The organism is Fluviibacter sp., assembly GCF_057744235.1.
Window position 1 is genome coordinate 1 of the sequence record NZ_JBIJFP010000017.1, and the last position, 25,575, is coordinate 25,575.

Annotated in this window: 26 protein-coding genes and 1 pseudogene; 17 read left to right on the plus strand and 10 right to left on the minus strand. The window is 56.0% G+C overall.

What is annotated here, in order from left to right:
* Positions 1–1,073 (plus strand): cysteine--tRNA ligase (cysS, locus tag AC3GOJ_RS08260; protein ID WP_488236990.1); only part of this gene is annotated, 1,073 nt, incomplete at its 5' end.
* A gap of 52 nt (positions 1,074–1,125) precedes the next feature.
* Complete coding sequence (locus AC3GOJ_RS08265; RefSeq protein WP_488236991.1) at positions 1,126–2,292, plus strand: MFS transporter; 1,167 nt, start codon at positions 1,126–1,128, stop codon at positions 2,290–2,292.
* Here AC3GOJ_RS08265 and AC3GOJ_RS08270 read toward each other — a convergent pair.
* Both AC3GOJ_RS08270 and AC3GOJ_RS08275 read right to left on the minus strand, forming a co-directional pair.
* Positions 2,276–2,632, minus strand: coding sequence for a type II toxin-antitoxin system PemK/MazF family toxin (locus tag AC3GOJ_RS08270; protein ID WP_488236992.1), 357 nt, complete (start codon positions 2,630–2,632; stop codon positions 2,276–2,278). The two genes, AC3GOJ_RS08265 and AC3GOJ_RS08270, sit on opposite strands and share 17 nt — an antisense overlap.
* A complete protein-coding gene (locus AC3GOJ_RS08275; RefSeq protein ID WP_488236993.1) occupies positions 2,622–2,897 on the minus strand; it encodes an AbrB/MazE/SpoVT family DNA-binding domain-containing protein in 276 nt (91 codons plus the stop codon). Before AC3GOJ_RS08275 ends, AC3GOJ_RS08270 begins: the two co-directional genes overlap by 11 nt.
* Before the next feature lie 142 nt (positions 2,898–3,039).
* Between AC3GOJ_RS08275 and AC3GOJ_RS08280 the strand changes: the two genes are divergently transcribed.
* The 8 genes and pseudogenes from AC3GOJ_RS08280 (at position 3,040) to AC3GOJ_RS08315 (ending at position 8,801) form a co-directional block, all read left to right on the plus strand.
* On the plus strand, positions 3,040–3,309 hold the full coding sequence (locus AC3GOJ_RS08280; RefSeq protein WP_488236994.1) for a DUF4160 domain-containing protein: 270 nt from the start codon (positions 3,040–3,042) through the stop codon (positions 3,307–3,309).
* 24 nt (positions 3,310–3,333) lie between these two features.
* Positions 3,334–3,594: a DUF2442 domain-containing protein gene (locus tag AC3GOJ_RS08285; protein ID WP_488236995.1), complete on the plus strand. Its 261-nt coding sequence runs from the start codon at positions 3,334–3,336 to the stop codon at positions 3,592–3,594.
* 52 nt (positions 3,595–3,646) lie between these two features.
* A pseudogene (locus AC3GOJ_RS08290) lies at positions 3,647–3,757 on the plus strand (hypothetical protein); the annotation flags it as partial.
* 72 nt (positions 3,758–3,829) lie between these two features.
* Positions 3,830–4,165 carry a helix-turn-helix domain-containing protein gene (locus tag AC3GOJ_RS08295; protein ID WP_488236996.1) on the plus strand — a complete coding sequence of 112 codons (336 nt, stop codon included), beginning with the start codon at positions 3,830–3,832 and terminating at the stop codon, positions 4,163–4,165.
* A gap of 104 nt (positions 4,166–4,269) precedes the next feature.
* A complete protein-coding gene (locus tag AC3GOJ_RS08300) occupies positions 4,270–4,503 on the plus strand; it encodes a hypothetical protein (protein WP_488236997.1) in 234 nt (77 codons plus the stop codon).
* Complete coding sequence (locus AC3GOJ_RS08305; RefSeq protein WP_488236998.1) at positions 4,490–4,747, plus strand: type II toxin-antitoxin system RelE family toxin; 258 nt, start codon at positions 4,490–4,492, stop codon at positions 4,745–4,747. The genes AC3GOJ_RS08300 and AC3GOJ_RS08305 overlap by 14 nt, the downstream gene beginning before the upstream one ends.
* A 120-nt stretch (positions 4,748–4,867) precedes the next feature.
* Positions 4,868–7,789 carry a class I SAM-dependent DNA methyltransferase gene (locus AC3GOJ_RS08310; RefSeq protein ID WP_488236999.1) on the plus strand — a complete coding sequence of 974 codons (2,922 nt, stop codon included), beginning with the start codon at positions 4,868–4,870 and terminating at the stop codon, positions 7,787–7,789.
* A gap of 10 nt (positions 7,790–7,799) precedes the next feature.
* Positions 7,800–8,801 carry a restriction endonuclease gene (locus AC3GOJ_RS08315; protein ID WP_488237000.1) on the plus strand — a complete coding sequence of 334 codons (1,002 nt, stop codon included), beginning with the start codon at positions 7,800–7,802 and terminating at the stop codon, positions 8,799–8,801.
* A gap of 93 nt (positions 8,802–8,894) precedes the next feature.
* Here the strand turns inward: AC3GOJ_RS08315 and AC3GOJ_RS08320 are convergent, their stop codons facing one another.
* The 7 genes from AC3GOJ_RS08320 to hrcA form a co-directional block, all read right to left on the minus strand.
* Positions 8,895–9,311 carry a PIN domain-containing protein gene (locus tag AC3GOJ_RS08320; protein ID WP_488237001.1) on the minus strand — a complete coding sequence of 139 codons (417 nt, stop codon included), beginning with the start codon at positions 9,309–9,311 and terminating at the stop codon, positions 8,895–8,897.
* Positions 9,308–9,562, minus strand: coding sequence for a FitA-like ribbon-helix-helix domain-containing protein (locus tag AC3GOJ_RS08325; RefSeq protein WP_488237002.1), 255 nt, complete (start codon positions 9,560–9,562; stop codon positions 9,308–9,310). The genes AC3GOJ_RS08320 and AC3GOJ_RS08325 overlap by 4 nt, the downstream gene beginning before the upstream one ends.
* 102 nt (positions 9,563–9,664) lie before the next feature.
* The gene (dnaJ, locus tag AC3GOJ_RS08330; protein ID WP_488237003.1) at positions 9,665–10,801 is read right to left on the minus strand and encodes a molecular chaperone DnaJ; all 1,137 of its coding nucleotides are present in this window, start codon (positions 10,799–10,801) and stop codon (positions 9,665–9,667) included.
* Positions 10,802–10,888: 87 nt separating this feature from the next.
* Positions 10,889–12,814 carry a molecular chaperone DnaK gene (gene dnaK, locus AC3GOJ_RS08335; protein ID WP_488237004.1) on the minus strand — a complete coding sequence of 642 codons (1,926 nt, stop codon included), beginning with the start codon at positions 12,812–12,814 and terminating at the stop codon, positions 10,889–10,891.
* 130 nt (positions 12,815–12,944) lie between these two features.
* The gene (gene grpE / locus AC3GOJ_RS08340; RefSeq protein WP_488237005.1) at positions 12,945–13,493 is read right to left on the minus strand and encodes a nucleotide exchange factor GrpE; all 549 of its coding nucleotides are present in this window, start codon (positions 13,491–13,493) and stop codon (positions 12,945–12,947) included.
* Positions 13,494–13,563: 70 nt separating this feature from the next.
* A complete protein-coding gene (gene hemH / locus AC3GOJ_RS08345) occupies positions 13,564–14,679 on the minus strand; it encodes a ferrochelatase (RefSeq protein WP_488237006.1) in 1,116 nt (371 codons plus the stop codon).
* A gap of 40 nt (positions 14,680–14,719) precedes the next feature.
* Positions 14,720–15,817, minus strand: coding sequence for a heat-inducible transcriptional repressor HrcA (gene hrcA, locus AC3GOJ_RS08350; protein WP_488237007.1), 1,098 nt, complete (start codon positions 15,815–15,817; stop codon positions 14,720–14,722).
* Between the two features lie 102 nt (positions 15,818–15,919).
* Between hrcA and AC3GOJ_RS08355 the strand changes: the two genes are divergently transcribed.
* Positions 15,920–16,873, plus strand: a complete 954-nt coding sequence (locus AC3GOJ_RS08355; RefSeq protein WP_488237008.1) for an NAD(+)/NADH kinase — start codon at positions 15,920–15,922, stop codon at positions 16,871–16,873.
* Between the two features lie 3 nt (positions 16,874–16,876).
* Entirely contained in the window at positions 16,877–18,547 is a 1,671-nt protein-coding gene (recN, locus tag AC3GOJ_RS08360; protein ID WP_488237009.1) for a DNA repair protein RecN, read from the plus strand.
* Between the two features lies 1 nt (position 18,548).
* Here the strand turns inward: recN and fur are convergent, their stop codons facing one another.
* A complete protein-coding gene (fur, locus tag AC3GOJ_RS08365) occupies positions 18,549–19,004 on the minus strand; it encodes a ferric iron uptake transcriptional regulator (RefSeq protein ID WP_488237010.1) in 456 nt (151 codons plus the stop codon).
* 63 nt (positions 19,005–19,067) lie between these two features.
* Here fur and AC3GOJ_RS08370 point away from each other — a divergent pair, with 63 nt between their 5' ends.
* The 5 genes from AC3GOJ_RS08370 (at position 19,068) to greA (ending at position 25,551) form a co-directional block, all read left to right on the plus strand.
* Positions 19,068–19,640 (plus strand): outer membrane protein assembly factor BamE, encoded by a 573-nt coding sequence (locus AC3GOJ_RS08370; RefSeq protein WP_488237011.1) that lies wholly within the window; start codon positions 19,068–19,070, stop codon positions 19,638–19,640.
* Positions 19,641–19,654: 14 nt separating this feature from the next.
* Complete coding sequence (dapB, locus tag AC3GOJ_RS08375; protein WP_488237012.1) at positions 19,655–20,467, plus strand: 4-hydroxy-tetrahydrodipicolinate reductase; 813 nt, start codon at positions 19,655–19,657, stop codon at positions 20,465–20,467.
* 221 nt (positions 20,468–20,688) lie between these two features.
* Positions 20,689–21,837 (plus strand): glutamine-hydrolyzing carbamoyl-phosphate synthase small subunit, encoded by a 1,149-nt coding sequence (gene carA, locus AC3GOJ_RS08380; RefSeq protein WP_488237022.1) that lies wholly within the window; start codon positions 20,689–20,691, stop codon positions 21,835–21,837.
* Between the two features lie 14 nt (positions 21,838–21,851).
* Complete coding sequence (gene carB / locus AC3GOJ_RS08385) at positions 21,852–25,058, plus strand: carbamoyl-phosphate synthase large subunit (protein WP_488237013.1); 3,207 nt, start codon at positions 21,852–21,854, stop codon at positions 25,056–25,058.
* A gap of 16 nt (positions 25,059–25,074) precedes the next feature.
* The gene (gene greA / locus AC3GOJ_RS08390; RefSeq protein WP_488237014.1) at positions 25,075–25,551 is read left to right on the plus strand and encodes a transcription elongation factor GreA; all 477 of its coding nucleotides are present in this window, start codon (positions 25,075–25,077) and stop codon (positions 25,549–25,551) included.
* Positions 25,552–25,575 lie beyond the last annotated feature (24 nt).

A 25,575-nucleotide genomic window follows, 5' to 3' on the forward strand; every position in this document is an offset into this window, starting at 1 on the left:
TGCGCCCGACCAAAGAGCCGCGTGCCACCGAATACGTGCAGGAAATGCTGGATCTGATCGGTACCCTGGAGAACAAGGGTCTGGCCTATCAGGGCGGTGATGGCGATGTGAATTTCGCCGTGCGAAAGTTCGAAGGCTACGGCAAGCTCTCCGGCAAATCGCTGGATGATCTACGCGCGGGCGAACGCGTAGCAGTGGCAGGTGCCAAAGAAGACCCGCTCGACTTCGTGCTGTGGAAGCATGCCAAAGCCGGTGAACCGGCTTGGGCCTCGCCCTGGGGGGATGGCCGTCCGGGCTGGCACATCGAATGTTCGGCCATGAGCAGCGCATTGCTTGGCAACCATTTTGATATTCATGGCGGCGGCGCTGATTTGCAGTTCCCGCACCACGAGAACGAAATCGCCCAGTCCGAAGGCGCTCACGGCGGCACCTTCGCCAATATCTGGATGCACAATGGCTTTATCCGCGTCGAGAAAGACGGCATCGAAGAAAAAATGTCCAAATCCCTGGGCAACTTTTTCACCATTCGCGACGTGCTCAAAGTCTATGACCCGGAGATCATCCGTTTCTTCATTTTGCGTGCACATTACCGCAGCCCACTGAATTATTCGACGGCGCATCTGGATGATGCGGCTAATGCGCTGGAGCGTTTGTATACCGCTTTGCGTAATGTACCTGCGGCTGATGAGGCGGTGGATTGGCATAGCCCGCATGGCCAGAAATTTGCCGCCGCCATGAATGATGACTTCAACACCGCTGAAGCCATGGCTGTGTTGTTTGAAATGGCCCAGGCCGTTAACCGGGATCAATGCAGCAAGCTGGCTGGGCAGCTCAAAGCCCTGGCCGGTGTGCTGGGGCTATTGCAGCGCCCGCCGGAGGCATTTTTACAACGCACTACAGGTGCCGATGCCGACGGCCTGACACCTCAGCAGATCGAAGCTCGTATTCAAGAACGTCTGGATGCCCGCAAGGCCAAAGACTTTGCCACCGCAGACCGCGTGCGCAAAGAGCTGCTCGAAGCTGGTGTCGTGCTGGAAGATACGCCCCAAGGCACCATCTGGCGTCGTGCCTGATCCCTCAGCCCCCATAGCACCACAAACTACGCTGGCGCGCGCAGAGCGCGCCATGCTGCTTATCTTGTCGGGTATCCAGTTCTGTCATGTCCTGGATTTCATGATTATGATGCCGCTGGGGCCATTTCTCATCAGCGCTCTTGGCATCAGCACCCAGGAATTTGCCTTTCTCGTTGCCAGTTATAGCTTCAGTGCCGCCGCGGCTGGCTTACTCATGGCACCCGTGGTGGATCGCTTCGAACGCAAACGCTTTCTGCTGGGGATTTTTCTCGCCTTCACCATTGCCACATTGATGTGTGCATTGGCAGCGAATTATCTATGGCTGCTTGTTGCCCGTGGTCTGGCCGGTATCTTCGGCGGCATGATGGGCGCCATGGTGCATACCGTGGTGGCGGATGCCATCCCTTTTGAACGGCGTGCCAAAGCCACGGGTTACGTGGCCACCGCCTTTTCTGTTTCCAGTATTGCCGGTGTGCCGCTCTCATTACTATTGGCCGATGCCCTAGGCTGGCAGGCACCGTTTCTGCTCATCGCCTTTCTTAGCGGCGGCCTCGTCTGGTTTGGTTATAAAGCACTGCCCGAATTTCGTGCCCACCTACATGCCCGACAAGAGGGCAAAGCCATCCGCCAGATGCTGCGCGTGGCGATTGAGCCCAACCATCTGAAAGCCATGCTGCTCACTGCGTTGGTCATTTTCGGTGGCTTTACGGTTATTCCCTATATCACGCTCTACGCCATAGCCAACGTGGGCATTGCGGCCGATGAAATCCCAATGATCTATTTCTTGGGCGGCGCTGCCACCTTAATCACCGCCCGATTGATTGGTGCTTTGGCCGACAAACTGGGCAAAGTGTTTATGTTCCGGGTAGTGGCCATTGGGGCGTGTGTGCCCGTATTGCTAGTCACCAATATCGGCGCATTGTCGCTAATCGTTTACCTCGGCATCACTACCCTGTTCTTCATCTTTGTATCGGGTCGCATGGTGCCGTTGCTGGCCATTGTGGGGGCGGCCGTTAAACCGCAGGAGCGGGGCACCTTTCTCTCACTCAACGCCACCGTGCAATCTATGGCCATGGGTCTGGCCAGTATGGTGGGCGGCCTCTTCATCACTCAGGCACCCAGTGGAGAGATCAGCGGCTACGGCTGGGTAGGTCTCATCGCCGCCAGCTTTAATATCATGGCCGCGCTGTGGGTAAGCCGTGTCAAGATTCGGGATTAACGATTTCGCTCGTAGCGACTAACTGGTCAAATTGTTTTTTGAAGGCGCTGATATCTTCCTGAGCCAATGAACCCAGCTTGCCGCGTATTAAACGGTTATCAAGCGTAAAAAGTTTGAAGCGAATTCTTGACGCCACGGGTAGGCCTGCAGCTTGTATGTCTTTTATGGGGCAATCCAGGGGCCAGTTGTTAATTGCCGAAGTAATCATCACCAGCACGGAGTGATCTGCCGCATTGTTAAAGGCAGATTTCGACAGCACCAGAGCGGGCCGATTTTTAGTGGCGGTACGCTCGGTAAAAGGGAAGGGTACACGCACCACATCAAATTGTTCAAAGCCCACGATAGGCCTCTTCATCTTCAGCGCAAGCCCATTCAGTGAGCGTGCCCTCAACAGCGCGCATGTATTCCAAGTCCAGCGGCTGAATGCGCCGAACCTTGGCTGAACCGTCTTCGTTGACTTCCCATTCCAGCAAATCACCCGGATTAAAGTTGAGCGATTCCCTTATTTCAACCGGAATGGTGGTTTGGCCTTTAGAGGTGATTTTAGCGGTAGTTGCCATGACGTCTTTCGGTAAGGATTCCTTACCGAAAGAATCTACACGCATCAAGCCGCGATAGCAATACAGCCCTGCAAAAATGTGGCTGCGTCAAGATTCGTGATGGAGTACAAAGAATGGTTGACGGGCTCATCTGGTGAGACTCTCGGCTTATAGGATGTATCCACTAGTCACTCAAGTGGAGTTCAAAATGCCGACAATCAGTATGTTCTTTGGGATCATCATATCGATGTATTTCGAAATACGGGATAAACACCATTTGCCGCACATTCATGTACGCTATCAGGACAAGAAAGCCTCCATTTCGATTCGAGATGGTAATCTTTTGGCTGGGGAGTTGCCCGCTAAGCAGCTGCGTATGGTGCAGGTATGGATTGACCTGCATCAGGATGAATTACTGGCAGACTGGGAGCTTGCAAAGCAGGGTGAAGAGTTGTTCCGTATTGACCCGCTTAGATAGTCATAAGGTACAAGGGGATTAGTTGTGTTGCTCGATGTCATAGACGTTCAAGTTATGCCCAAATACGTTCTCGAACTAAAGTTTGAGAATGGCGAGCGGCGTCGCTTTGATATGGCGCCCTTTATGGATGAAAAGCCTTGGACTAGGATCAAAGGTGCTGAGGTATTTGCACAGGCCTACTGTCATTTGGGCACAGTGACGTGGCCAGGCAATGTGGATATCGACCCAGAGACTTTATACGAACGATCAGTCCTGCTCGAGTCGCAAGAAGGCAAGGCTGCGTGACCAAGCGCGCCCGCCGTCGCCTTAAAACCTCAAACCGCTTAACGCACCCGCCAAAGCGCTGAGCAGCGGCTTGTTTCGCCCCAAGGTTGAAGTAGATCGCCGCCGCACTGCGCGGTTGATCCGCAACGCCAAGCACAAAGCCAAACCCGATCCGGCGCATTAACTCGTGCTTACTAATGCGATGTTTTATCAAATATGCTTCCTATAGAAAGCATTGAATCGTTTAATGCGCATTATGAAAAGCATTAAAAATACTGCACCGCCTAAAGAAGTGACAGAAATCTGTCAGCGACTTGGTTCGCGCATCCGTGCCGCCCGTATTCAGCGCCAATGGCGTCAGCAAGACCTGGTTGACCGCACAGGCTACGCCAGAAACACCATCCTCAACGTCGAAAAGGGCGACCCCAAAACAGGGCTTGGCATCTATCTGCACATCTTGTGGCTGATGGGGCTTGCGCGCGAAGTCGAGTTGCTGGCAGACCCGGGCCTTGATCGTGAGGGGCTGGTCGTTGCCTTTGACAGTGCGAATAAACGCGTCTATCTCCCCCGGAAGGTCTACGATGACTTCTGAAGTCAGATGCCGCCTCTGCTGGGGGTTGCTGCGGCAAAATTCAGTTTGATTTTGTGTTTTTATCGCATTATAGTGACATAACGTCATAACGTTATGGTGCCAAAATGGCTAGTAATACTGTCCGCTCAACCATTTATCTTGATTCTGATTTGCATCAGGCACTTCGTCTGAAAGCCGCTGTCGCCCACAAATCAATCTCCGAAATCGTCAACGACGCCATCCGCGAATCTTTGCGCGAAGACGAAGAGGATTTGAGCGCTTTTGAACTTCGTGCGGCAGAAGAGCCCGTGCCTTATGAGACATTTTTGGCCAAGCTGAAAGCAGATGGCACGATTTGAACTCAGGGTTAAACCTTCGGTCGCTAAAGACCTGAAGACGATTCCTAAACAAAGCGTGCTCAGGATTCTGGAGCGAATTGAGGGCTTGCGAGATGATCCGCGCCCTATCGGCTGTGAAAAACTCTCTGGCCTCGAACGGTATCGCATACGCCAAGGCAACTACAGAATCCTTTACAGCATTTTCAATATGGAAGTTGTGGTGGAGATCGTTAAAGTCGGGCATCGCAAGGACGTGTACCGTTAAGACGGCATGACCAAACGTAAACGCCTTAAAGCCTCAATACCGCTCTGCGAGTTGCGTCAATCCCTATCGAGCATAGGGAAAACCGCTTAATATTCTGGGATCAATCGAATTAGAACCGCCATGACCTCAGAAGAATTTATTGCCCGTTGGAAAGACAATGCCCTTACCGAGCGCGCCGGTGCGCAAGCGCACTTTGACGACCTCTGTGATCTGCTCGGCGTTGCCAAGCCGCGTGACCCGGCCAGTTACTGTTTTGAGCGGGGCGCTAAAAAATCCGGCGGGGGTGATGGCTGGGCCGATGTCTGGAAGCGCGGGTGTTTCGGTTGGGAAAACAAAAAACCGGGGCGCGATCTAAAAGCCGCCCTCAAGCAGCTAACAGACTACGCGCTGGAGTTAGAGAACCCGCCTTTACTGGTGGTTTCTGACCGCGAGCGCATCGAAATTCACACCGCCTTTACCGGCTACCCGGATGAGCCACGCCTCATCCACCTGGCCGATATTGGTAAACCAGAGAACCTGCAACTGCTGCGCTGGGTCTTTGAAGACCCGGAAAAACTCAAACCCACCAAATCACTGGCCGCCATTACAGAAGAGGCCGCGGGCAAATTCGGCAGCCTGGCCGAGGCGCTGCGCGAACGCGGCAACCCGCCCGACCAGGTGGCACACTTCCTCACGCAATGTCTCTTCTGCATGTTTGCGGAAGACGAGAACCTGTTGCCCCGAGGTGTCTTCACCAAGCTGCTCGATAACGCCGTCGATATCGAGCGTGCCACCAACCGCATCACCGCCTTGTTTCAGGCCATGCAAACGGGGGGTGATTATGGTGATGCCGAGATTCGCTGGTTTAACGGCGGGCTCTTTGAAACGGTGGCCGTGCCGCAGCTCATGCTCAGCGATCTGGTCACTTTGCGGGCAGCCGCGCACATGGATTGGCGGGCGATTGATCCCTCCATCTTCGGCACACTCTTTGAGCGCGGCCTCAATCCTAAAAAGCGTTCACAGTTAGGGGCGCACTACACCGACCCGGCCACCATCATGAAGCTGGTGGAGCCAGTCATCATTCGCCCGTTGTTGGCCGAATGGGCAGTACATCGAGACAGCATCAGCAAGTTACTCACCAAATCCAAAAAGCTGGGTGACAAAGCCTACAAAGATGCCAATGCCGAGTTCCATGGCTTTCTGGAACGGCTCAAGAATTATCGCGTGCTGGATGCGGCCTGCGGGTCGGGCAACTTTCTGTACGTGGCCTTAAAGACGCTGAAGGATATTGAGCGCCGAGTAAATACCGAGGCAGAACAGTTAGGGCTGCAACGGCAGATTGGTATTGAGTGTGGCCCGGCCAATGTGCTGGGCATTGAGCTGGACCCCTATGCTGCCGAGTTGGCGCGGGTAACAGTCTGGATTGGTGAAATTCAGTGGATGTTGCAGAACGGCTACCCAGTCTCAGACAAGCCGATTCTCAAACCACTGCACACCATTGAAAACCGCGACGCCTTGCTCAATGCCGATGGCAGCGAGGCGCCGTGGCCAAAGACAGATGCCATTATCGGCAACCCGCCGTTCTTGGGTGGCAGCAAAAAGAGTGGTGAACTGGGCAAAGCCTATTTTGATGCGCTCAATAAGGTGTATGACAAAGCGGTGCCGGGTGGTGCGGATTTAGTCTGCTATTGGTTTGAGAAAGCGCGCAAACAGATTCTGGCAGGCGATGCCGCTGGCACAGGGTTGGTTGCCACCAACTCCATTCGCGGTGGATCTAATCGCAAAGTGCTCGATGCCATTGTTGATGATCTAGTCATTTTTGATGCTTGGGCAGATGAGCCTTGGGTCAATGATGGGGCGGCGGTGCGGGTATCGTTGGTTTGCTTTGGTGCTGAGGAGTCGATTACCCGGTATGCAGACGTCGCTCAGACGCCGCTACGCGCCGATTCGCTCCTCCCGCACACCGGGCAACCGACTTGTAAGCTGAATGGGAGTGATGTCTCGAAGATTTATGCCGACTTAACGGCTTCAAATGATGGCAACCTTACCGCTGCTGCCTCGCTCAATGAAAACTGTGGCGGGAGTATTCGCGGCCTTGCTAAGGTTGGTAAGTTTGATGTTCCAGGCCAGTTGGCGCGAGCCTGGTTATCCGAGCCCAATCCTAACCTAAATCCAAACTCGAATATAGTTAAGCCATGGGTTAATGGGCTGGATATAACGAAACGATCAAGCGATACGTGGCTAATTGACTTTGATGATCTTAGTGAAATTGATGCAGCTGGTTACGCAAGCCCATTCGGGTACGTTATAGATCGCGTCAAGGCTGAAAGGCTAAATCAGAATGATCCAAAGAGAAAGCAATACTGGTGGCGGTTAGGTCGCTCCGGTGCAGATGTTCGCAGTGCTGTTGCAAAAATCGAGAGATACATTGGCACGCCAATGGTCTCAAAACATCGTATGTTTGTTTGGGTAGATTCACGAATTTTCCCTGATCAGCAAGTTATCGTCATTGCGCGAGCTGACAACACAACATTCGGGGTTCTACATTCGCGTTTCCATGAGTTATGGTCATTAGGTATGTGTACTTGGATGGGGGTGGGTAATGATCCGCGCTACACGCCTACAACATGCTTTGAAACCTTCCCTTTCCCGGAAGGCATGACACCTAAAGATACCGCCGATTGGCGCGGCACCATTCCGGCCGATTGTCCGGTGAAGGCACAAGCCGAGAAGGTTGCCGCTGCGGCTGAGAAGCTAAACAGCTTGCGCGAGGCGTGGCTGAATCCACCGGAATGGGTGGATTGGGTGATTACGCCCGAAGAAGAAAAGGCCGGCTTCCCGAAGCGACCGGTAGCAAAGCCGGGGCATGAGGCGGAGCTGAAGAAACGGACTCTCACCAATTTGTATAACGCCCGTCCAGCGTGGCTGGATATGGCGCATAAGACATTAGATATGGCGGTGGCCGAAGCTTATGGTTGGGCAGACTACACGCCGGAAATGCCGGATGAAGAGATCTTGTGCCGCTTGCTGGCGCTGAATTTGGATCGCGCAGCGAAGAATTGAGGAGGAAGTAATGGCAAACGAAAATAATCTGTGGGGTATTCATGCCGGTAAAACGGGCGATGCGAGTTCTCTGTTTCGCAATCAAAATTGCGTTGCCGTGGGCTGGGTTGATATGGGCGACCTGAGCCAGATTCCCACTGATCGTGAGGCGTTCAAACAAAAAGTTGCACAGACTTATCCCAATATTAAACCGGGTGCGATCCCCAACAATGCGGGGCAATTGTTCCGTTTTGTTCATGAAATGCAAGTCGGGGATTTGGTGGCTTATCCGGACAAATTCGAACGTAAAATATTCTTAGGAGAAGTGACAGGGCCGTATGTTTACGATCCTAAGAAGTCAGTGGAATACCCAAACTCGCGGCCGGTGAAATGGCTGGGTTCGTTCCCTAGAACGCAATTCAGTCAGGGCGCACTCTACGAGGTGGGCTCGGCGATGTCCTTCTTTCAAGTTAAGAACTTTGCCGATGAGTTCAGAGCTGCGCTGGATGGGAAGGTCGCAACCGTCAATGCAGTCGAGCAAGATGAGACGGTCGCTTTAGTCTCTGGAGAGATTGAAGATACAACGCGTGACTTTATCTTGAAGCGACTCTCGCAAGAGTTCAAAGGGTTGCCGCTTGAGGGTTTCGTTGTTCATTTGTTTGAGGCAATGGGATATCACGCGCGCCTCACGCCGCCCAATGAACCAAGTGTGGACGTGATCGCTCATAAAGATCATCTGGGTATAGAGCCGCCCATTATTAAGATTCAAGTCAAAAGCAGTGAAGGGACGGCATCAGATAAAGACGTTTCAGCCCTTGCTGGCAAGTTGTCAGTGGGAGAAGCGGGAGTTTTTATAACCCTCGGCACGTTTAGCTCTTATGCTCGAGACAGCGAAAAGAACAAGGCCAATCTTCGATTGATTGATGGTGATGAACTAGTCGATCTGATTTTGCAACACTACGAAAGATTTGACGCAAAACACAAGGCTGCAATACCACTGCGTCGGGTGTATGTGCCGGAATCCTTGGATTAAGCCTCTGGATTAAAGCAAAGAGCCACCCAATGGTGGCTCTTGAACTTTGTGGCCTATGAAATTAACCGCTGATGTATTGGTGGCGCATGGGACTCAACCATTCCAAGGATCAATGACTTTAACGCCAGCTGCTTCGTAAGGTGCTGTGTCACGCGATGCCACAATGAAGCCCTGAGAGGTTGCGATTGCGGCGATGTAGCCATCGGGCGTTGGAAAGCCGCGCCCCTTGGCTTTAGCGGCTAGGGCTAACTCGGCATAATGGCGTGCCGCTTCGGTATCAAATGGCAGTATCCGGCCTTTAAACAGCTTCATGAGGCCGTCTAGCGTTTGAGCCAGCAACTCTTTGCGCTTGCCGTTGGGGAGTGCGCCAATACCGAAGAAGAGTTCAGCCAGAGTAACACTGGAGAGATAGAGTGTTTCTGCGCTTTGATCGTTGAGCCAGGCAAGTACACCAGGGTGAGGTTCTGGTTTCATGGCCTCGGAAACGACGTTCGTGTCGAGGACGATCATTCAAACCTCATCGGTTCGGCTGGGGTTTTGTCTTTGGCTTGCTGTACTACTTCAACGTCTTTATTGGTGAGGCCGGTCTGACGGGCGAGTGCCGTTAATGCGTCACCCATGCGAAGACGCGATTCAGGTTTTACTGCAGCCGCCAAGATTTCTCGAACCTCGGCTTCGGTGCTGCGCCCGTGTTGCGCTGCAAGCACACGCAAAGCCCGGTGCACAGAATCTGGCAGGTTACGTACTGTGATCATTCCCATGACATCACCTCATTAAATAACATTCAACGCATGCATTATAGTGATATGAATTCAAAAGAAAAGGGCCGCAATGTGCGGCCCTGTTGCGATCGAGTTGGTAAATCAGCTGCTAAAGAAGTTTTTCAGCTTCTGCTGCCAGCCGCCTTCTTGCGGCGAGTGGTGTTCGCCTAGGCTTTCCTGGAACTTGCGGAGTAGTTCTTTCTGCTCGCTGTTCAGGTTGACTGGCGTTTCTACAACAACGTGCACATACAGGTTGCCGGCAGCGCCGCTGCGCATGCCGGTCACGCCCTTGCCGCGTAGGCGGAAGATTTTGCCGGTTTGCGTTTCTTCAGGGATGCGTAGGCTGGCAGTGCCGTCGAGCGTTGGTACGTCGATGTCGCCGCCCAGGGTGGCGGTGGTCATGGTGATGGGGATCTCACAGTGCAGGTCGTCTCCGTCACGGGTGAAAAGTTCATGCTGGCGTAGGCTGATCTGTACGTAGAGGTCGCCCGAGGGACCGCCGTTAACGCCGGCTTCGCCTTCACCCGATAGGCGGATGCGGTCACCATCGTTAACACCGGCGGGGATTTTGATTTCCAGGGTTTTGTTTTCGCGCTTGCGGCCACGGCCATGGCAATCGGTACATGGGTCGTCGATGACTTTGCCCGAGCCGTGGCAATGCGGGCAGCTCTGCTGTACGGAGAAGAAACCTTGTTGCATGCGCACCTGGCCGCTACCCTTACAGGTGCCGCAGGTCGATGCACTGGTACCGGCTTTGGCACCGCTGCCTTTGCAGGTGCCGCAGTTGATTTCGGTAGGAATACGAATACGGGTTTGCGAGCCTTTGGCCGCTTCTTCCAGGCTAATTTCCAGGTCGTAGCGCAGATCAGCGCCACGATACACCTGGCTGCGGCCGCCGCGGCTACCGCCGCCACCAAATCCGCCGCCGCCACCGCCACGGAAGATTTCTTCGAAGATGTTGCCGAAGTCGAAACCGCCGGCGCCACCGCCGAATCCACCGTGTCCCATGGAAGGGTCGACACCGGCGTGGCCATACTGGTCGTACGCCGCGCGTTTGTTGCCATCGCTGAGGATTTCGTAGGCCTCTTTGGCTTCTTTGAATTGGGCTTCGGCTGTTTTGTCATCCGGGTTACGGTCCGGGTGGTATTTCATGGCCAGGCGACGGTAGGCCTTTTTCAGCTCGTCGTCGGAGGCGCCTTTGGATACACCCAGAATTTCGTAGTAATCGCGTTTGGACATGGCAGTTCTGCTTCGGTTCGAATCAATTTAAGAAAATGCAAAAGGGGGCAAGGTTACCCTTGCCCCCGCCGGATCAGCGATCCGGAGTTACTTCTTGTCTTTCACTTCGGTGAACTCGGCGTCCACCACATCACCGTCTGGCTGCTTGCCGGCATCGGCTTGAGCACCGGCACCTGGCGCCGCACCCGCTTCGCCTTCACCGCCAGCCAGTTGGGCTAGGGCTTGCGAGGCTTGCATCAGCGCTTCGGCCTTCTTCTCGATCTCGGCCTTGTCGGTGCCGCGGACAGCATCTTCCACTTCTTTGGCAGCGGCTTCGATCTTGGCCTTTTCATCAGCCGGGACCTTGTCGCCCAGTTCAGTCAGCATCTTACGAACGCTGTGAACTGCGGCATCGCCACCGTTACGGGCATCGGCCAGCTCACGGGCTTTATGGTCTTCAGCCGCGTTGATTTCGGCATCTTTAACCATGCGCTGGATTTCTTCTTCCGACAGACCGGTGTTGGCCTTAATGGTGATCTTGTTTTCCTTGCCGGTTTGCTTGTCTTTGGCCGACACGTGCAGGATGCCGTTCGAGTCGATGTCGAAAGTGACTTCGATCTGCGGTGTACCACGCGGTGCCGACGGAATACCTTCCAGGTTGAACTGACCCAGGCTCTTGTTACCGTTAGCCATTTCACGCTCGCCTTGCAGCACGTGGATGGTGACGGCTGACTGGTTGTCGTCTGCGGTCGAGAAGACCTGGCTGGCCTTGGTTGGGATGGTGGTGTTTTTCGGGATGAGCTTGGTCATCACGCCGCCCATGGTTTCGATACCCAGGGTGAGTGGCGACACGTCGAGCAGCAGCACGTCTTTCACGTCGCCTTGCAGCACGCCGCCCTGAACAGCCGCACCCACAGCCACGGCTTCATCCGGGTTGACGTCTTTGCGTGGCTCTTTGCCGAAGACTTCTTTAACCTTGTCCTGCACCTTAGGCATACGCGACATACCGCCGACCAGGATGACATCGCTGATGTCGGAAGCCGAGCAACCGGCGTCTTTCATGGCGGTGACACATGGGGCAATGGTGCGCTCGATCAGATCATCAACCAGGCTTTCGAACTTGGCACGAGTGATCTTCATGGTCAGATGCTTCGGACCGCTGGCATCAGCCGTGATGTAAGGCAGATTGATTTCGGTCTGTTGCGCCGACGACAGTTCGATCTTGGCTTTTTCAGCGGCTTCTTTCAGGCGCTGCAGCGCCAGCACGTCGTTCTTCAGATCGGCGCCGGATTCTTTCTTGAATTCGGTGACGATGTAATCGATTAGACGCTGGTCGAAGTCTTCGCCGCCCAGGAAGGTGTCGCCGTTGGTCGACAGCACTTCGAACTGGTGCTCACCGTCGATTTCCGAGATGTCGATGATCGAGATATCGAAGGTGCCGCCACCCAGGTCGAATACGGCAATCTTGCGATCGCCTTCTTTTTTGTCCATACCGAAAGCCAGTGCGGCAGCGGTTGGTTCGTTGATGATGCGCTTCACTTCCAGACCGGCAATACGGCCGGCATCTTTAGTGGCCTGACGCTGACTGTCGTTGAAGTAGGCCGGTACCGTAATGACGGCTTCGGTGACTTCTTCACCCAGGTAGTCTTCAGCGGCCTTCTTCATCTTGCGCAGGACTTCAGCAGACACCTGTTGTGGTGCCATCTTCTTGTCGTTAAGCACTTCAACCCAGGCGTCGCCATTGTCGGCCTTGGTGATCTTGAACGGCATCAGGCTGATGTCTTTCTGGACTTCCTTGTCTTCAAAACGACGGCCGATCAGACGCTTGATGGCGTACAGGGTGTTCTTCGGGTTGGTCACGGCCTGACGTTTGGCCGGTGCGCCAACGAGCACTTCGCCGTCGTTGGTGTAAGCAATGATCGACGGGGTAGTACGGGCGCCTTCTGCGTTTTCAATAACCTTCGGGGTACCGTTTTCCATGACGGAAACGCACGAGTTGGTGGTGCCGAGGTCAATACCGATAATTTTTCCCATGGATTCTTATCCTTGTTATTTGCTAAGTGATTGATTGGTTGGTCGAAACGGGGTGCTTTTGTTACCGTTTCACCAGACATGACGGCTATATAGGGCCGCCATGTCGCTTTTCAAGAGCTATTGGCGATATTTAGCCGTTGGCCACGGTGACCATGGCCGGGCGCAGCACGCGCTCGGAGAGCTGGTAGCCTTTTTGCAGCACATTGACCACGGTGTTGCCCGGTTGGTCGGCGTCGACCATGGCAATGGCCTGGTGTTGGTTCGGATCAAACTTGTCGCCGGCAGCCGGGTTTTCTACTTTCATACCGCTGCGCTCGAGGGCGTTGAGCAATTGTTTCTGAGTCAGTTCAACGCCAGAACGCAGGGTGGCGGCATCAGCGCCGGTGTCGGCCAGAGCGGCATCAAGGCTGTCGCACACGGCGATGAGCTCACGGGCAAACTTCTCCACGGCAAATTTGTGCGCCTTGGTGACATCTTCAGCGGCGCGGCGGCGCAGGTTTTCACCATCGGCCTTGGCGCGCAAGTAAGCGTCTTGCAGTTCGGTGACTTTGGCTTCCAATGCCGCAATTTGTGCCTCAGGGGTTGCAGCGGCTTCCGGAGCTGATTCTGCGGCGGCCTCCGTGGCGGCATTTTCTTCGACGAGTGGTTCCTGGTGTTGTTCTTGATGTTGTTCGGTCATGTCGGTTGTGTTCCTGGTTCTTGAACGCTTAAAAAATGGAAATTTCATTACAAATGGGGATGCCCAGCGCTTATTCAAGAGCGCCGAAAGTTTTAGCCCGGGCTACCTGTGTTGCCAAGTCAGCCGGCGAGCTGGCCTGTTTGGGCCAGCCGGCCAGATGTTTTTCTGTGAGATCGGCCAGCGCGTTGATCCAGGTAGGGTCTTCGTTCAGGCAGGGCAGGTAGTGGAAGTGCTCACCACCGGCGGTGAGGAAGGCCGAACGGACTTCCAGATTAATTTCTTCCAGCGTTTCCAGGCAGTCGGCGGTAAAGCCGGGGCAGAGTACATCAACGCGTTTAACGCCCTGCTGGGCCAATGCAATGAGCGTAGGCTCAGTGTACGGTTCTACCCACTTGGCTTTGCCGAATCGGGATTGGAAGGTAGCAATCACGCTGTCTGCGGGCAGGTTGAGGGCTTCTGCTACCAAGCGGGCTGTTTTATGGCATTCGCAGAAGTAGGGGTCGCCGAGTTTGAGGTTGCGCTCTGGCAGACCGTGAAAGCTCATGACGAGGCGGTAGCTGTTGTCCGGCAGTGCGGGCGGCGGGTTATTCTGCCAATGTGCTTTGATTTGAGCAGCAATGGCGCTGATATAGCGGCAATCATCGGCGAAATTGCGGATATAGCGCAGTTCGGGCTGGTTGCGCAGACCGGTGACCCAGTTGAGGGCCTGGTCAATGGCCGTGGCGGTGGTGCTGGCCGAGAATTGCGGGTACATGGGCACCAGCAGGATTCGTGTGGCGTTGTCGGCGCGTAGTTGCTCTAGCACGGCCGGAATGCTGCGTGGGCCGTTGCCGGCATAGCGCATGGCCCAGGTGACGGTCAGATTTTCGTAACCCCTTTGTTGCAGGGTTTCGGCCAGCAGGCGGGTCTGAGCCTCGGTATGCACCATGAGCGGTGAGCCCTGGTCTGTCCAGATGGTGGCGTATTTGGCGGCCGATTTTTTGGGTCGGACTTGCAGAATGATGCCGTGCAGGATGGCTAGCCAGATTGGCCGGGGGATTTCGACGACGCGTGGATCACCCAGAAATTCGGCCAGATAGCGTTTAACGGCGGCCGGGGTGGGGGCATCGGGTGTACCCAGGTTGACCAGGACGACAGCAGTTTTGGCGGGCGTACCGTGACGCCAGGCAGGTGGGGTTTTGTTCATTGGTGGAACCAGCAGTGGGGTGAGATGGTACGAACAGCAATTAGCTCTGAGCCTGTTCGGTCAGCGCACTAGAAAGGAGTCGGGCAGTGATGTCGACAATGGGAATAACGCGATCATAAGCCATGCGGGTCGGGCCGATCACACCCACGGAGCCGACGACCTGGCCTTCTACCTGATACGGGGCGGTGACCACGCTGCATTCATCCAGCGTGGCGATACCGGATTCCTGCCCAATATAAAGGCGGACACCTTCTGCCTGGTGCGATAAATCAAGCAGGCGCACGAGGGAGGTGCGTTGCTCGAATAGATCAAACAGTTCGCGCAGACGGCGCATATTGGAGCTCAGATCGTCGACGTCGAGCAGGTTTTTTTCGCCGGAGATGACAGTTTCAGATTCGTGGGGCATTAGGGCTTCGCTGCTGGCGGTTAGTGCCGCCGTCATGAGTGCCTGCATGTCAGTACGGATACGGGTGAGTTCGTCGTGGACCCGGTGACGCATCTGTTCGAGTTCGAGGCCCACAAAGTTCTGGTTCAGGGTATTGGCGGCTTCGGTGAGCTCGGTGGCGCTGTAAGCGCGGTCGGTGGTTAGAATCCGGTTTTGTACATTACCGTCGTTGGTGACGAGAACGAGCAGGACGCGTTGCTCTGAGAGCGCGATAAATTCGATCTGGCGAATTCGCTTGCTGGTGTGGCGGGGGGCGATGACGATGCCGGCAAAGTGGGTCAGGTCAGAGAGTAGGCGTGATGCATGATTGATGATTTTGCCCGGTTGGGCACTGGCGCCGGCCAGTTCCGCCAGAATGCGTGCGTGGTCTATCTGCTCCAGTGGTTGCATGGTGAGCAGAGAATCGACAAAAAAACGGTAGCCGCGCGGGGTAGGAATGCGTCCGGCCGAGGTGTGCGGGCTGGCGATAAAGCCCAAATCTTCGAGGTCGGCCATCACGTTGCGTACGGTGGCAGCCGACAGATCCAGGCCCGAAGCACGTGATAGCACCCGCGAACCTACCGGGGCGCCTTCAGCGATATAACTTTCTACGAGAGTTTTGAGCAGGATGCAGGCACGATCATCCAGCGCAGCTGATGATGACGTGGTCACCTTGCCGGAAGAGAGAATGGATGATGCATGCTTAGAGCTCATAGATGAATTCTACAAAATTATTCTGTGGTTTAATCGAGTTCTTGTGAATGCTTTGGTGCAATGGCTTGTGGATCCATTGGCCGAATTTGCGGAGTCGGATGGATGTCGTACCCTTTGCCGTTAAAAACGGTCGCCCTGATCGGTCGCCAGGACAGCCTTGAGGTTGCCGATTCGATTGTGGCGTTGTGCCAGTTTTTCCAGTCGCACGGGATTGCCGTGCTGGTGGAAACCGAGACCGCTATTGAAACCGAACGGGTGTTGGGCTCAGCAACCCTGAGGGCCTGTGAGTGCGCGGACTTTGCCCGGATTGGCGGCGCTGCGGATCTGGCCATTGTAGTGGGTGGTGACGGTACACTGCTACATGCAGCCCGCCAGCTGGCCCGCTATGACATGCCGTTGGTCGGGATTAACCAGGGTCGATTGGGCTTTATGACCGATATTGCCCGCTCCGGCATGATCGACGCCATGACGCTGCTTATACAGGGCAAGTTCACGCTGGAAGAGCGCCTGCTGCTGGATACTGAAGTGGTGTTTGGTGGTGCGTCTGCTCAGTGGAAGCCGCTCGCTAATTTGGCCTTTAATGATGTGGTTATCGATAAGGGCGCTACGGGTCGGATGATCGAGTTCGAGTTGCGCGTCGATGACGAATTTATCTACAGCGCCCGTGCGGATGGTTTGATTATCTGTACGCCAACAGGTTCGACGGCTTATGCCCTGTCGGCCAATGGGCCGATTCTGCACCCCAAGCTGGGCGGGATTGCGCTGGTGCCGCTGTGCCCGCATGCCTTGTCTAACCGCCCGATTACACTGCCGGATTCGGCACGTATCGAAGTGCGTCTTGTTCACGGCGCCAATGCCCGCGCTCACTTTGATGGCCAGGAAACCGTGGATCTGATGCCGGGGGATGGGGTGCGTCTGGTGAAATCGCCGCACCGGATTCGGTTATTACATCCGCCGTCATATAGTTATTTTGCGATGCTGCGCCAGAAACTGCACTGGAGTGAGGGGCCGAGTATTCGCCCCGGCCTGGTGGTCAACCCCGGCGCCAAGGATTAACCGATGCTGTGTCGGCTGGTCATTCGTGATTTTGTTCTGGTTCGGGAACTGGCGCTGGATTTTCAGCCGGGCTTCGGTGCACTCACCGGAGAAACGGGTGCGGGTAAATCCTTACTGATTGACGCCCTGGCTTTTGTGCTGGGCGAGCGTGCTGAAGCCGGACTCATTCGGTCGGGGGCCGCGCGCGCTGAAGTAACGGCTGAGTTTGATGCTTCCACGGATCCGGCCTTTGTAAACTGGTTTAACGAGCAGGCCATTCCGCTGGAAGCGGGTGAAGGGGTGCTGGTCCGCCGTGTTCTGGAATCGGCTGGTCGGTCGCGCGCATTTATTAACGGGGTGCCGGTAACGCTGCAGCAGGTTCGCACCGCGGGCGAATGGCTGCTCGATATTCATGGTCAGCATGCCCACCAATCTTTATTGCGTGCCGATGCGCAGCGTCAGTTGCTGGATGACTTTGGTCAGTTGCAGAGCCAGACCCGGCTGGTGGCTGGTGCCTGGCGCGAGTGGTCGTCAGCTAAACAGTTACTGGCCGATGCTGGCAAACGCTCGGGTGATATCGAGGCGAGGCGTGAAACGCTGGCCTGGCAGATCAAGGCGTTGTCTGAGTTGGCCAATGATGAGCACGATTGGGGCTGGCAGGCGATGGGCGAAGAACAGTCACGATTGGCCCATGCGGCGAGTCTGATCGAACTGGTGCAGGGCACGATGGATGCCCTGGGCGAGGGGGATGAACCACTGATTTCACTGATTGGCCGGTTGCAGCATCGTTTACAGGAAGGCGCTGCGCTAGACACCCGGCTGCAGGAACCGACCGATCTGCTGCTGGCGGCCGGTAATGAATTGTCGGAAGCGTTGACGTTGTTGCGTCGTCATCTGGACCGGTTTGAGGTTGACCCGGCGCGTCTGGCCGAGGTGGAGCGCCGTATGGCATCGATGCTGGAACAGGCACGCAAGCACCAGGTGGAACCTGCTGCACTTCCAGGTTTGTATACGGCATTGAATGATGAGGCTGCGACGCTGGCCGAAGCGACCGATCTGGTGGCACTGGAGGCGCGGGTGAAAGCCGCAGCGCTGGCTTATGCTGAGGCGGCGACTGTGCTGACGAAGGCGCGCACCAAGGCGGCCAAAACTCTAGGTAAGGGGGTGAGCGAGGCCATGCAGGAGCTGGCGCTTGGGGGTGGGCAGTGTCGTATTGCCCTGATGCCGCTGGATGGTGAGGGTGGTGCTCACGGCAGTGAGCGCGTGGAGTTTCAGGTCAGCGGTCTGGCAGGTAACGATTGGCGTTCACTGGCCAAGGTGGCTTCCGGCGGCGAACTATCGCGGATCAGTCTGGCGATTCAGGTGGTGACGAGTGCCTGTACGGCTGTGCCGACCCTGATTTTTGACGAGGTCGATGTCGGTATCGGCGGTGGCGTGGCAGAAGTGGTTGGCCGGCTATTGGCCAAGCTGGGCGAGCGGCGTCAGGTCTTGTGTGTGACGCACCTGGCGCAGGTGGCGGCGCGGGCCGGTTGGCAGTGGCAGGTGAGCAAGGCCAAAGCGGATGGTGGCTTTGAGAGCTGTGTTGCGGTGCTGGATGATGCGGCCCGCATTGAAGAGATTGCCCGCATGCTGGGCGGCGTGGCGATTACCGAGCGGACGCGGGCGCATGCTGCAGAGATGCTGCAGCTGACCTGAATCAGATTCTTGCGCCGAAGGGTTTTTTCGGGGCGGGGCGGTGCGGGCAGGCGGCATCGACGCACTCGGCGTACATACACAGGTCGTGCGCCTGGATTCTGAAACCCAGTTTCTCGGCGATTTCCGACTGACGCTTTTCGATCTCGGGGTCGCAGAACTCGACCACGCGGTCACATTGCAGGCAGACGAGGTGGTCGTGGTGGTCGCCACGGTTCAGCTCAAAGACCGCTTTACCGGATTCGAAGTTCTGCTTCTGCAGTAAACCGGCCTGCTCAAACTGGGTGAGCGCACGATAAATCGTGGCAAGGCCGATGTCCAGCCCTTCTGTGACTAGAATGCGGTACACATCATCCGCCGTCAGATGCTCGTCCCGACGGTTCTCGAAAACCTCTAGGATTTTCATCCGGGGCATGGTTGCTTTCAGGCCGGACTGCTGGAGGTCTTTCGGGGATGGCATAAATGGAATCCTGATGGGTAACTTCGGATATGATAGCGGCTTTTGCACCGAGCTGTTCTATTCATGCACACTGATCGCGCCTCCTTATTGGTCGTTCGCCTTAAAGGCGTCGCCGGAATTGGTCTGGTGTGCGCCCCGTTGCTGGTGAGCGGTTGTGCAGTTGAGCGTTATTTCCTCGAATATCGCGTCAACGTGCAGCAGGGCAATGTCGTAGAACAGAAGCACATCGTGCAGTTGCGACCTGGTATGTCGCGGGATCAGGTGCGTTATGTGCTCGGTACACCGTTGCTACAGGATCCGTTCCATGCCAACCGCTGGGATTACGTGTACCGCTACGAAGACGGTGCGAGTGGTGAAATCACCATGCGCAATATTTTCGTCTACTTCAATGCGGCTGGTCAGTTGGAGCGGGTAGGCGGGGATGTGGCTGCGGGTAGCCCGCCGCCTGGCGTACAGATTACCGGCGATGTGAACGCCGATGCTGTGGCCGCCGCCGATCTGGCACAGGCGGTGCGCAGTAACGAGCCACAAGTTATTGATCTGGGCAGCCTGCCGGCCGATGCGGAAGGCCCGCCGGAAGGCGCCGAGCCACCCAGTGATTCCTGGTGGTGGCGTTTTATTCATCTATTCAAGTAAACAAGGAATGCCTTATGTCCGTCCCCGTTAAAGTTGCTGTTGCGGGTGCTTCCGGCCGAATGGGCCGTATGCTGATCGAAGCCGTGCTGCGTGATCCGGCCACCGAGCTGCACGCTGCTTTTGAGCGCGAAGGCAGCGAATTCGTTGGTCGTGATCCGGGCGAGTTTGTAGGTCAGACCAGCTCGGTGCGTATTACGACGGATGTGGCAGCCGGAGTTCAGGGTGCCAACTGCCTGATCGATTTCACCCGTCCGGAAGCGACGCTCGTGCATCTGGCGGCCTGTAAGGCCGCGGGGGTAGGGATGGTGATCGGCACCACCGGCTTTGAAGAGGCGGGTAAGGCAGCGCTGGCCGATGCAGCGCGGTCAATTCCGGTGGTCTTTGCCCCGAATATGAGTGTGGGCGTGAATGTGACCTTCAAGTTGCTGGAAATTGCAGCCGGTATCCTCAATTCGGGTTACGACGTGGAAATCGTTGAAGCGCACCATCGTCACAAGGTCGATGCCCCGTCGGGTACGGCACTGCGTATGGGTGAAGTAGTGGCTGATGCGCTGGGCCGTCACCTGAAGGATGTGGCAGTTTATGGCCGGGAAGGCGTGACCGGCGAGCGTGACGAAACGACGATTGGTTTTGCCACGGTGCGGGGCGGCGATATCGTGGGTGACCACGTGGTCATGTTCTGTGGTACCGGTGAGCGCGTGGAAATCGGCCATAAGGCTAGCAGCCGTATGCCGTATGCATTAGGCAGTGTGCGGGCGGCAAAATTCATCCACGGACGCGCTAACGGCTTGTTTGATATGCAGGATGTGCTCGGCTTGCGTGGCTGATCTGCTCGGGAAGGGGTAGCCTTGTGCCCCGCTTTCCGCTATAATTCGGTCGCTTAAATCCTGCATTTGCAGGACTCAAGCGGGAGTACCAGTCAGGTTGCCTTCGGGCGGTCGTCATGGGCTCCCGCTTTGCATGTCTGCTACCCGGAGTCGCTGTGTCCTACCCTGAGCCCGCCTCGTCTTTATCGTCTGCCTCCGTGGCTACCGCTGGTAGCCGCCCCCTGTGTTCCACGCGCCCGGCCGCTTTGCTGGTTCTGGCCGATGGCACGGTGTTCCGTGGAGAATCCATCGGTGCCGCTGGTCAAACCTCTGGTGAGGTGGTGTTTAACACCGCGCTGACCGGTTACCAGGAAATTCTGACCGATCCGTCTTACTGCCGTCAGATCGTGACACTGACCTATCCGCATATCGGCAACGTTGGCTGCAATGACGAAGACTTCGAGTCTGGTGCCAATTACGCGGCCGGTCTGGTGATCCGTGATCTGCCGGAAATTGCTTCAAACTGGCGTTCGCAAAGCGATCTGTCGTCGTATCTGGTCAAGCATGGCATCGTGGCGATTGCGGGCGTCGACACCCGCAAACTGACACGCGTCCTGCGTGAAAAAGGTGCCCAAGCCGGTTGCATCATTGCTGCCGCAGCCGGCGAAACGCTGAACGAGGCCGCGGCGCTGGCCGAAGCCAAAGCCTTTCCGGGGCTGGCCGGTATGGATCTGGCCAAGGAAGTGACCGTCGATAAACCTTATACCTGGAACCAGGGTGAGTGGACGCTCCAAGGTTATGTGACAGGCCCAACGCCACGTTTCAAAGTGGTGGCCTATGATTTTGGCGTGAAGCGCAATATTCTGCGCATGCTGGCCGAGCGCGGTTGTGATGTCACCGTGGTACCCGCCAAAACACCGGCGGCCGAGGTGCTGGCCATGAATCCGGATGGCGTGTTTTTGTCCAACGGCCCGGGTGACCCCGAGCCCTGTGATTACGCGATTGCCGCGATCCGTGAATTCCTGGCCGTGAAGAAGCCGGTCTACGGTATTTGCCTGGGGCATCAGTTGCTGGCATTGGCTGCTGGCGCCAAGACCACGAAGATGAAGTTCGGCCACCATGGTGCCAACCACCCGGTGAAGGATGTGGATACTGGTCAGGTGCTGATCACCAGCCAGAACCACGGCTTTGCCGCCGATGCAGAAACCCTGCCGGCCAATGTGCGCGTGACGCATGTCTCGCTGTTCGACGGCACCCTGCAGGGCATCGCGCTGACCGATGCCCCGGCCTTCTCCTTCCAGGGGCATCCAGAAGCGAGCCCGGGCCCGCACGACGTGAGTTACCTCTTTGACCGATTCATCGATCTGATGTCTCAACACGCCACAAAATAATAAGAACCTGAATCATGCCCAAGCGTACAGACCTTAAAAGCATTCTCATCATCGGCGCGGGTCCGATCGTCATCGGTCAGGCCTGCGAGTTTGACTATTCCGGCGCGCAAGCCTGTAAAGCGCTGCGCGAAGAGGGTTACAAAGTCATTCTGGTGAACTCCAACCCGGCCACGATCATGACCGATCCGGAAATGGCCGACGTCACCTACATCGAGCCGATTACCTGGCAGGTGGTCGCCCGCATTATCGAGACCGAGCGTCCGGATGCGCTGCTGCCGACGATGGGTGGTCAGACGGCGCTGAACTGTGCACTGGATCTGGCGGCCAATGGTGTGCTCGAGCAGTTTGGTGTCGAGCTAATCGGTGCTTCGCGCGAAGCCATCGACAAAGCCGAAGACCGCGAAAAATTCAAAAAAGCGATGACCAAGATTGGCTTGGGTTCGGCCCGTTCGGCGATCGCCCATTCGATGGAAGAGGCCTACCAGGTTCAGGCTGGCATCGGCTTCCCCACCATCATCCGCCCATCGTTTACGCTGGGAGGTACCGGCGGTGGTATCGCCTACAACATGGAAGAGTTCGAGACGATCTGCAAACGTGGTCTCGAAGCCTCGCCAACCAGCGAGCTGCTGATTGAAGAATCGCTGCTGGGTTGGAAAGAGTACGAAATGGAAGTGGTGCGTGACCGAAAGGACAACTGCATCATTATCTGCTCGATCGAAAACCTGGATCCGATGGGTGTTCATACGGGTGACTCGATTACCGTGGCGCCAGCGCAGACCCTGACGGACAAGGAATATCAGATCATGCGTAACGCATCGATCGCCGTGCTGCGTGAAATCGGTGTGGATACGGGTGGCTCAAACGTTCAGTTCTCGATTAACCCGGATGACGGCCGCATGGTCGTGATTGAAATGAATCCGCGCGTGTCGCGTTCGTCGGCACTGGCTTCCAAGGCCACCGGTTTCCCGATTGCCAAGATCGCGGCCAAGCTGGCGGTGGGCTATACGCTGGATGAGCTGGCCAACGAAATTACGGGTGGCAAGACCCCGGCATCGTTTGAACCGTCGATCGATTACGTGGTCACCAAGGTGCCGCGTTTTGCCTTCGAAAAATTCCCGATGGCCGATAACCGCCTGACGACGCAGATGAAGTCGGTGGGTGAGGTCATGGCGATTGGCCGTACTTTCCAGGAGTCGTTGCAGAAAGCCTTGCGCGGATTGGAAGTGGGTGTGGATGGCTTTAACCTTAAGTCGGTAGATCCGGAAACGATTGACGAGCAGATCGCCAATGCGACGCCGGATCGTCTGTGGTATGTGGCCGATGCCTTTGGTGTGGGCATGTCGGTGGATCGCGTTTTCGAGCTGACCAAGATCGATCCGTGGTTCCTGACACAGATCAAGGAAATCGTCGATCTGGAGCTAACCGTAGAACAGCGGGCATTCGACAGCCTGTCGGCGGACGAGCTGCGCTTCCTGAAGCGCAAGGGTTTCTCGGATCGCCGTCTGGCCTATCTGACCAAGACGACGGAAAAAGTGGTGCGTGACGGGCGTCATGCCCTGGGCGTGCGCCCGGTATACAAGCGTGTGGATACCTGTGCCGCCGAGTTCGCTACGAACACGGCTTACATGTACTCGACCTATGAAGACGAGTGCGAGGCTCAGCCGACCGATAAGAAAAAGATCATGGTGTTGGGCGGCGGCCCGAACCGTATCGGTCAGGGGATCGAATTCGATTACTGCTGTGTGCATGCCGCGATGGCGATGCGTGAAGACGGTTACGAGACCATCATGGTCAACTGTAACCCGGAGACCGTGTCGACTGACTACGACACCTCGGATCGTTTGTATTTCGAACCGCTGACGCTGGAAGATGTGCTGGAAATTGTGGCCATCGAAAAGCCGGTCGGTGTGATCGTGCAATACGGTGGTCAGACACCACTCAAGCTGGCGCTAGCGCTGGAAGCTAATGGCGTGCCGATTATCGGTACCTCGCCAGACATGATCGATGCGGCTGAAGACCGTGAACGCTTCCAGAAGCTGCTGCACGATCTGGGCCTGAAGCAGCCGCCGAACCGGACCGCGCGGACCGAAGAACAAGCGTTGCGCATGGCCGAAGAAATCGGTTATCCGCTGGTTGTTCGCCCATCGTATGTGCTGGGTGGTCGTGCCATGGAAATCGTGCACGAGCAGAAGGATCTCGAGCGCTACATGCGCGAAGCCGTCAAGGTCTCGAATGATTCGCCCGTATTGCTAGATCGTTTCCTGAATGATGCGTGTGAAGTTGACGTCGATGCATTGTCGGATGGTCATGAAGTCATCATCGGTGGCGTGATGGAACACATTGAACAAGCCGGCGTTCACTCGGGTGACTCGGCTTGCTCGCTACCGCCGTATTCATTGGGTAAAGCCGTTCAGGAAGAACTGCGTCGTCAGACCAAGGCGATGGCCAAGGCGCTCAACGTCTGTGGTCTGATGAATGTCCAGTTCGCCATCAAGGATGAAGAGGTCTACGTACTGGAAGTGAACCCGCGTGCTTCGCGGACGGTGCCGTTCGTTTCCAAGGCCACCGGCCTTCAACTTGCCAAGATTGCCGCGCGCTGTATGGCCGGTCAATCGCTGGCATCGCAAGGAGTCACGAAAGAAGTCGTGCCGCCGTATTACTCGGTTAAGGAAGCGGTCTTCCCGTTTGCCAAGTTCCCGGGTGTGGATACCATTCTTGGCCCGGAAATGAAGTCAACGGGTGAAGTGATGGGGGTGGGTAAAACCTTCCCAGAAGCCTTTGTGAAGGCCCAGATGGCGAGTAGTGTTAAATTGCCTAAAGGCGGAAAAGTGTTCCTGTCGGTGAAAGACAGCGACAAGGCGAAGGCGGTCGAAATGGCGCGTCAGCTGCATCTGGCCGGCTATCAGCTGGTGGCGACGCGCGGCACCGCTAAGGCGATTGAAGATGCTGGCGTGCCGGTGCAGCGTGTGAATAAGGTGACGGAAGGCCGTCCGCATGTCGTAGATATGATCAAGAACAACGAAGTTGCCCTGATCATCAACACGGTGGAAGAGAAGCGTCACGCCATCAACGACTCGCGTTCGATCCGGACGTCGGGTCTGATGGCGCGCGTGACCATGTTCACCACGATCTGGGGAGCCGAGGCTGCTGTGGCTGGTATTCTGGCTGGTGATGCGCTTAAGGTTTATGCCATCCAGTCCCTGCATGCGCAGCTGAACTAATTTTATCGCCACTGCCATGAACAAGATTCCATTGACAGTAACCGGTGCCGCTTTACTTAAAGAAGAGCTGCACCGATTGAAAACGATTGAGCGTCCCGCCGTTATTGAAGCGATTGCCGAAGCGCGCGCACATGGCGACTTGTCTGAAAACGCCGAATACGACGCCGCCAAAGAGAAACAGGGCTTTATCGAAGGGCGTATTCAGGAGGTCGAAGGCAAGCTGAGCCACGCCCAGATTATTGATCCCTCAAGCATGGATGCGGATGGCCGCTGTGTTTTTGGTTCAACCGTTGATCTCGAAGATGCCGATTCGGGACAGGCTGTGACCTATCAGATCGTTGGTGAAGACGAGGCTGATATCAAGCAAGGGAAGATTTCTTTTGCTTCGCCACTGGCGCGCGCCCTGATCGGCAAATTTGCCGGTGATGTGGTGCAGGTGCAGACGCCAGGTGGTCAGCGCGAATACGAGATGATCGACGTTCGTTACGTATAACTTGGGCTAAACGGGGGCAGTCAT

Coding starts and splice junctions, on each gene's coding strand:
- AC3GOJ_RS08315 (WP_488237000.1), top strand. CDS start 7,800: ATGGCAAACGAAAATAATCTGTGGGGTATTCATGCCGGTAAAACGGGC.
- AC3GOJ_RS08295 (WP_488236996.1), top strand. CDS start 3,830: ATGAAAAGCATTAAAAATACTGCACCGCCTAAAGAAGTGACAGAAATC.
- AC3GOJ_RS08280 (WP_488236994.1), top strand. CDS start 3,040: ATGCCGACAATCAGTATGTTCTTTGGGATCATCATATCGATGTATTTC.
- greA (WP_488237014.1), top strand. CDS start 25,075: ATGAACAAGATTCCATTGACAGTAACCGGTGCCGCTTTACTTAAAGAA.
- AC3GOJ_RS08305 (WP_488236998.1), top strand. CDS start 4,490: ATGGCACGATTTGAACTCAGGGTTAAACCTTCGGTCGCTAAAGACCTG.
- fur (WP_488237010.1), bottom strand. CDS start 19,004: ATGCCATCCCCGAAAGACCTCCAGCAGTCCGGCCTGAAAGCAACCATG.
- AC3GOJ_RS08300 (WP_488236997.1), top strand. CDS start 4,270: ATGGCTAGTAATACTGTCCGCTCAACCATTTATCTTGATTCTGATTTG.
- hemH (WP_488237006.1), bottom strand. CDS start 14,679: ATGAACAAAACCCCACCTGCCTGGCGTCACGGTACGCCCGCCAAAACT.
- AC3GOJ_RS08265 (WP_488236991.1), top strand. CDS start 1,126: ATGCTGCTTATCTTGTCGGGTATCCAGTTCTGTCATGTCCTGGATTTC.
- AC3GOJ_RS08325 (WP_488237002.1), bottom strand. CDS start 9,562: ATGGGAATGATCACAGTACGTAACCTGCCAGATTCTGTGCACCGGGCT.
- AC3GOJ_RS08370 (WP_488237011.1), top strand. CDS start 19,068: ATGCACACTGATCGCGCCTCCTTATTGGTCGTTCGCCTTAAAGGCGTC.
- AC3GOJ_RS08355 (WP_488237008.1), top strand. CDS start 15,920: ATGTCGTACCCTTTGCCGTTAAAAACGGTCGCCCTGATCGGTCGCCAG.
- dnaK (WP_488237004.1), bottom strand. CDS start 12,814: ATGGGAAAAATTATCGGTATTGACCTCGGCACCACCAACTCGTGCGTT.
- dapB (WP_488237012.1), top strand. CDS start 19,655: ATGTCCGTCCCCGTTAAAGTTGCTGTTGCGGGTGCTTCCGGCCGAATG.
- recN (WP_488237009.1), top strand. CDS start 16,877: ATGCTGTGTCGGCTGGTCATTCGTGATTTTGTTCTGGTTCGGGAACTG.
- dnaJ (WP_488237003.1), bottom strand. CDS start 10,801: ATGTCCAAACGCGATTACTACGAAATTCTGGGTGTATCCAAAGGCGCC.
- AC3GOJ_RS08310 (WP_488236999.1), top strand. CDS start 4,868: ATGACCTCAGAAGAATTTATTGCCCGTTGGAAAGACAATGCCCTTACC.
- hrcA (WP_488237007.1), bottom strand. CDS start 15,817: ATGAGCTCTAAGCATGCATCATCCATTCTCTCTTCCGGCAAGGTGACC.
- carB (WP_488237013.1), top strand. CDS start 21,852: ATGCCCAAGCGTACAGACCTTAAAAGCATTCTCATCATCGGCGCGGGT.
- AC3GOJ_RS08320 (WP_488237001.1), bottom strand. CDS start 9,311: ATGATCGTCCTCGACACGAACGTCGTTTCCGAGGCCATGAAACCAGAA.
- grpE (WP_488237005.1), bottom strand. CDS start 13,493: ATGACCGAACAACATCAAGAACAACACCAGGAACCACTCGTCGAAGAA.
- AC3GOJ_RS08275 (WP_488236993.1), bottom strand. CDS start 2,897: ATGCGTGTAGATTCTTTCGGTAAGGAATCCTTACCGAAAGACGTCATG.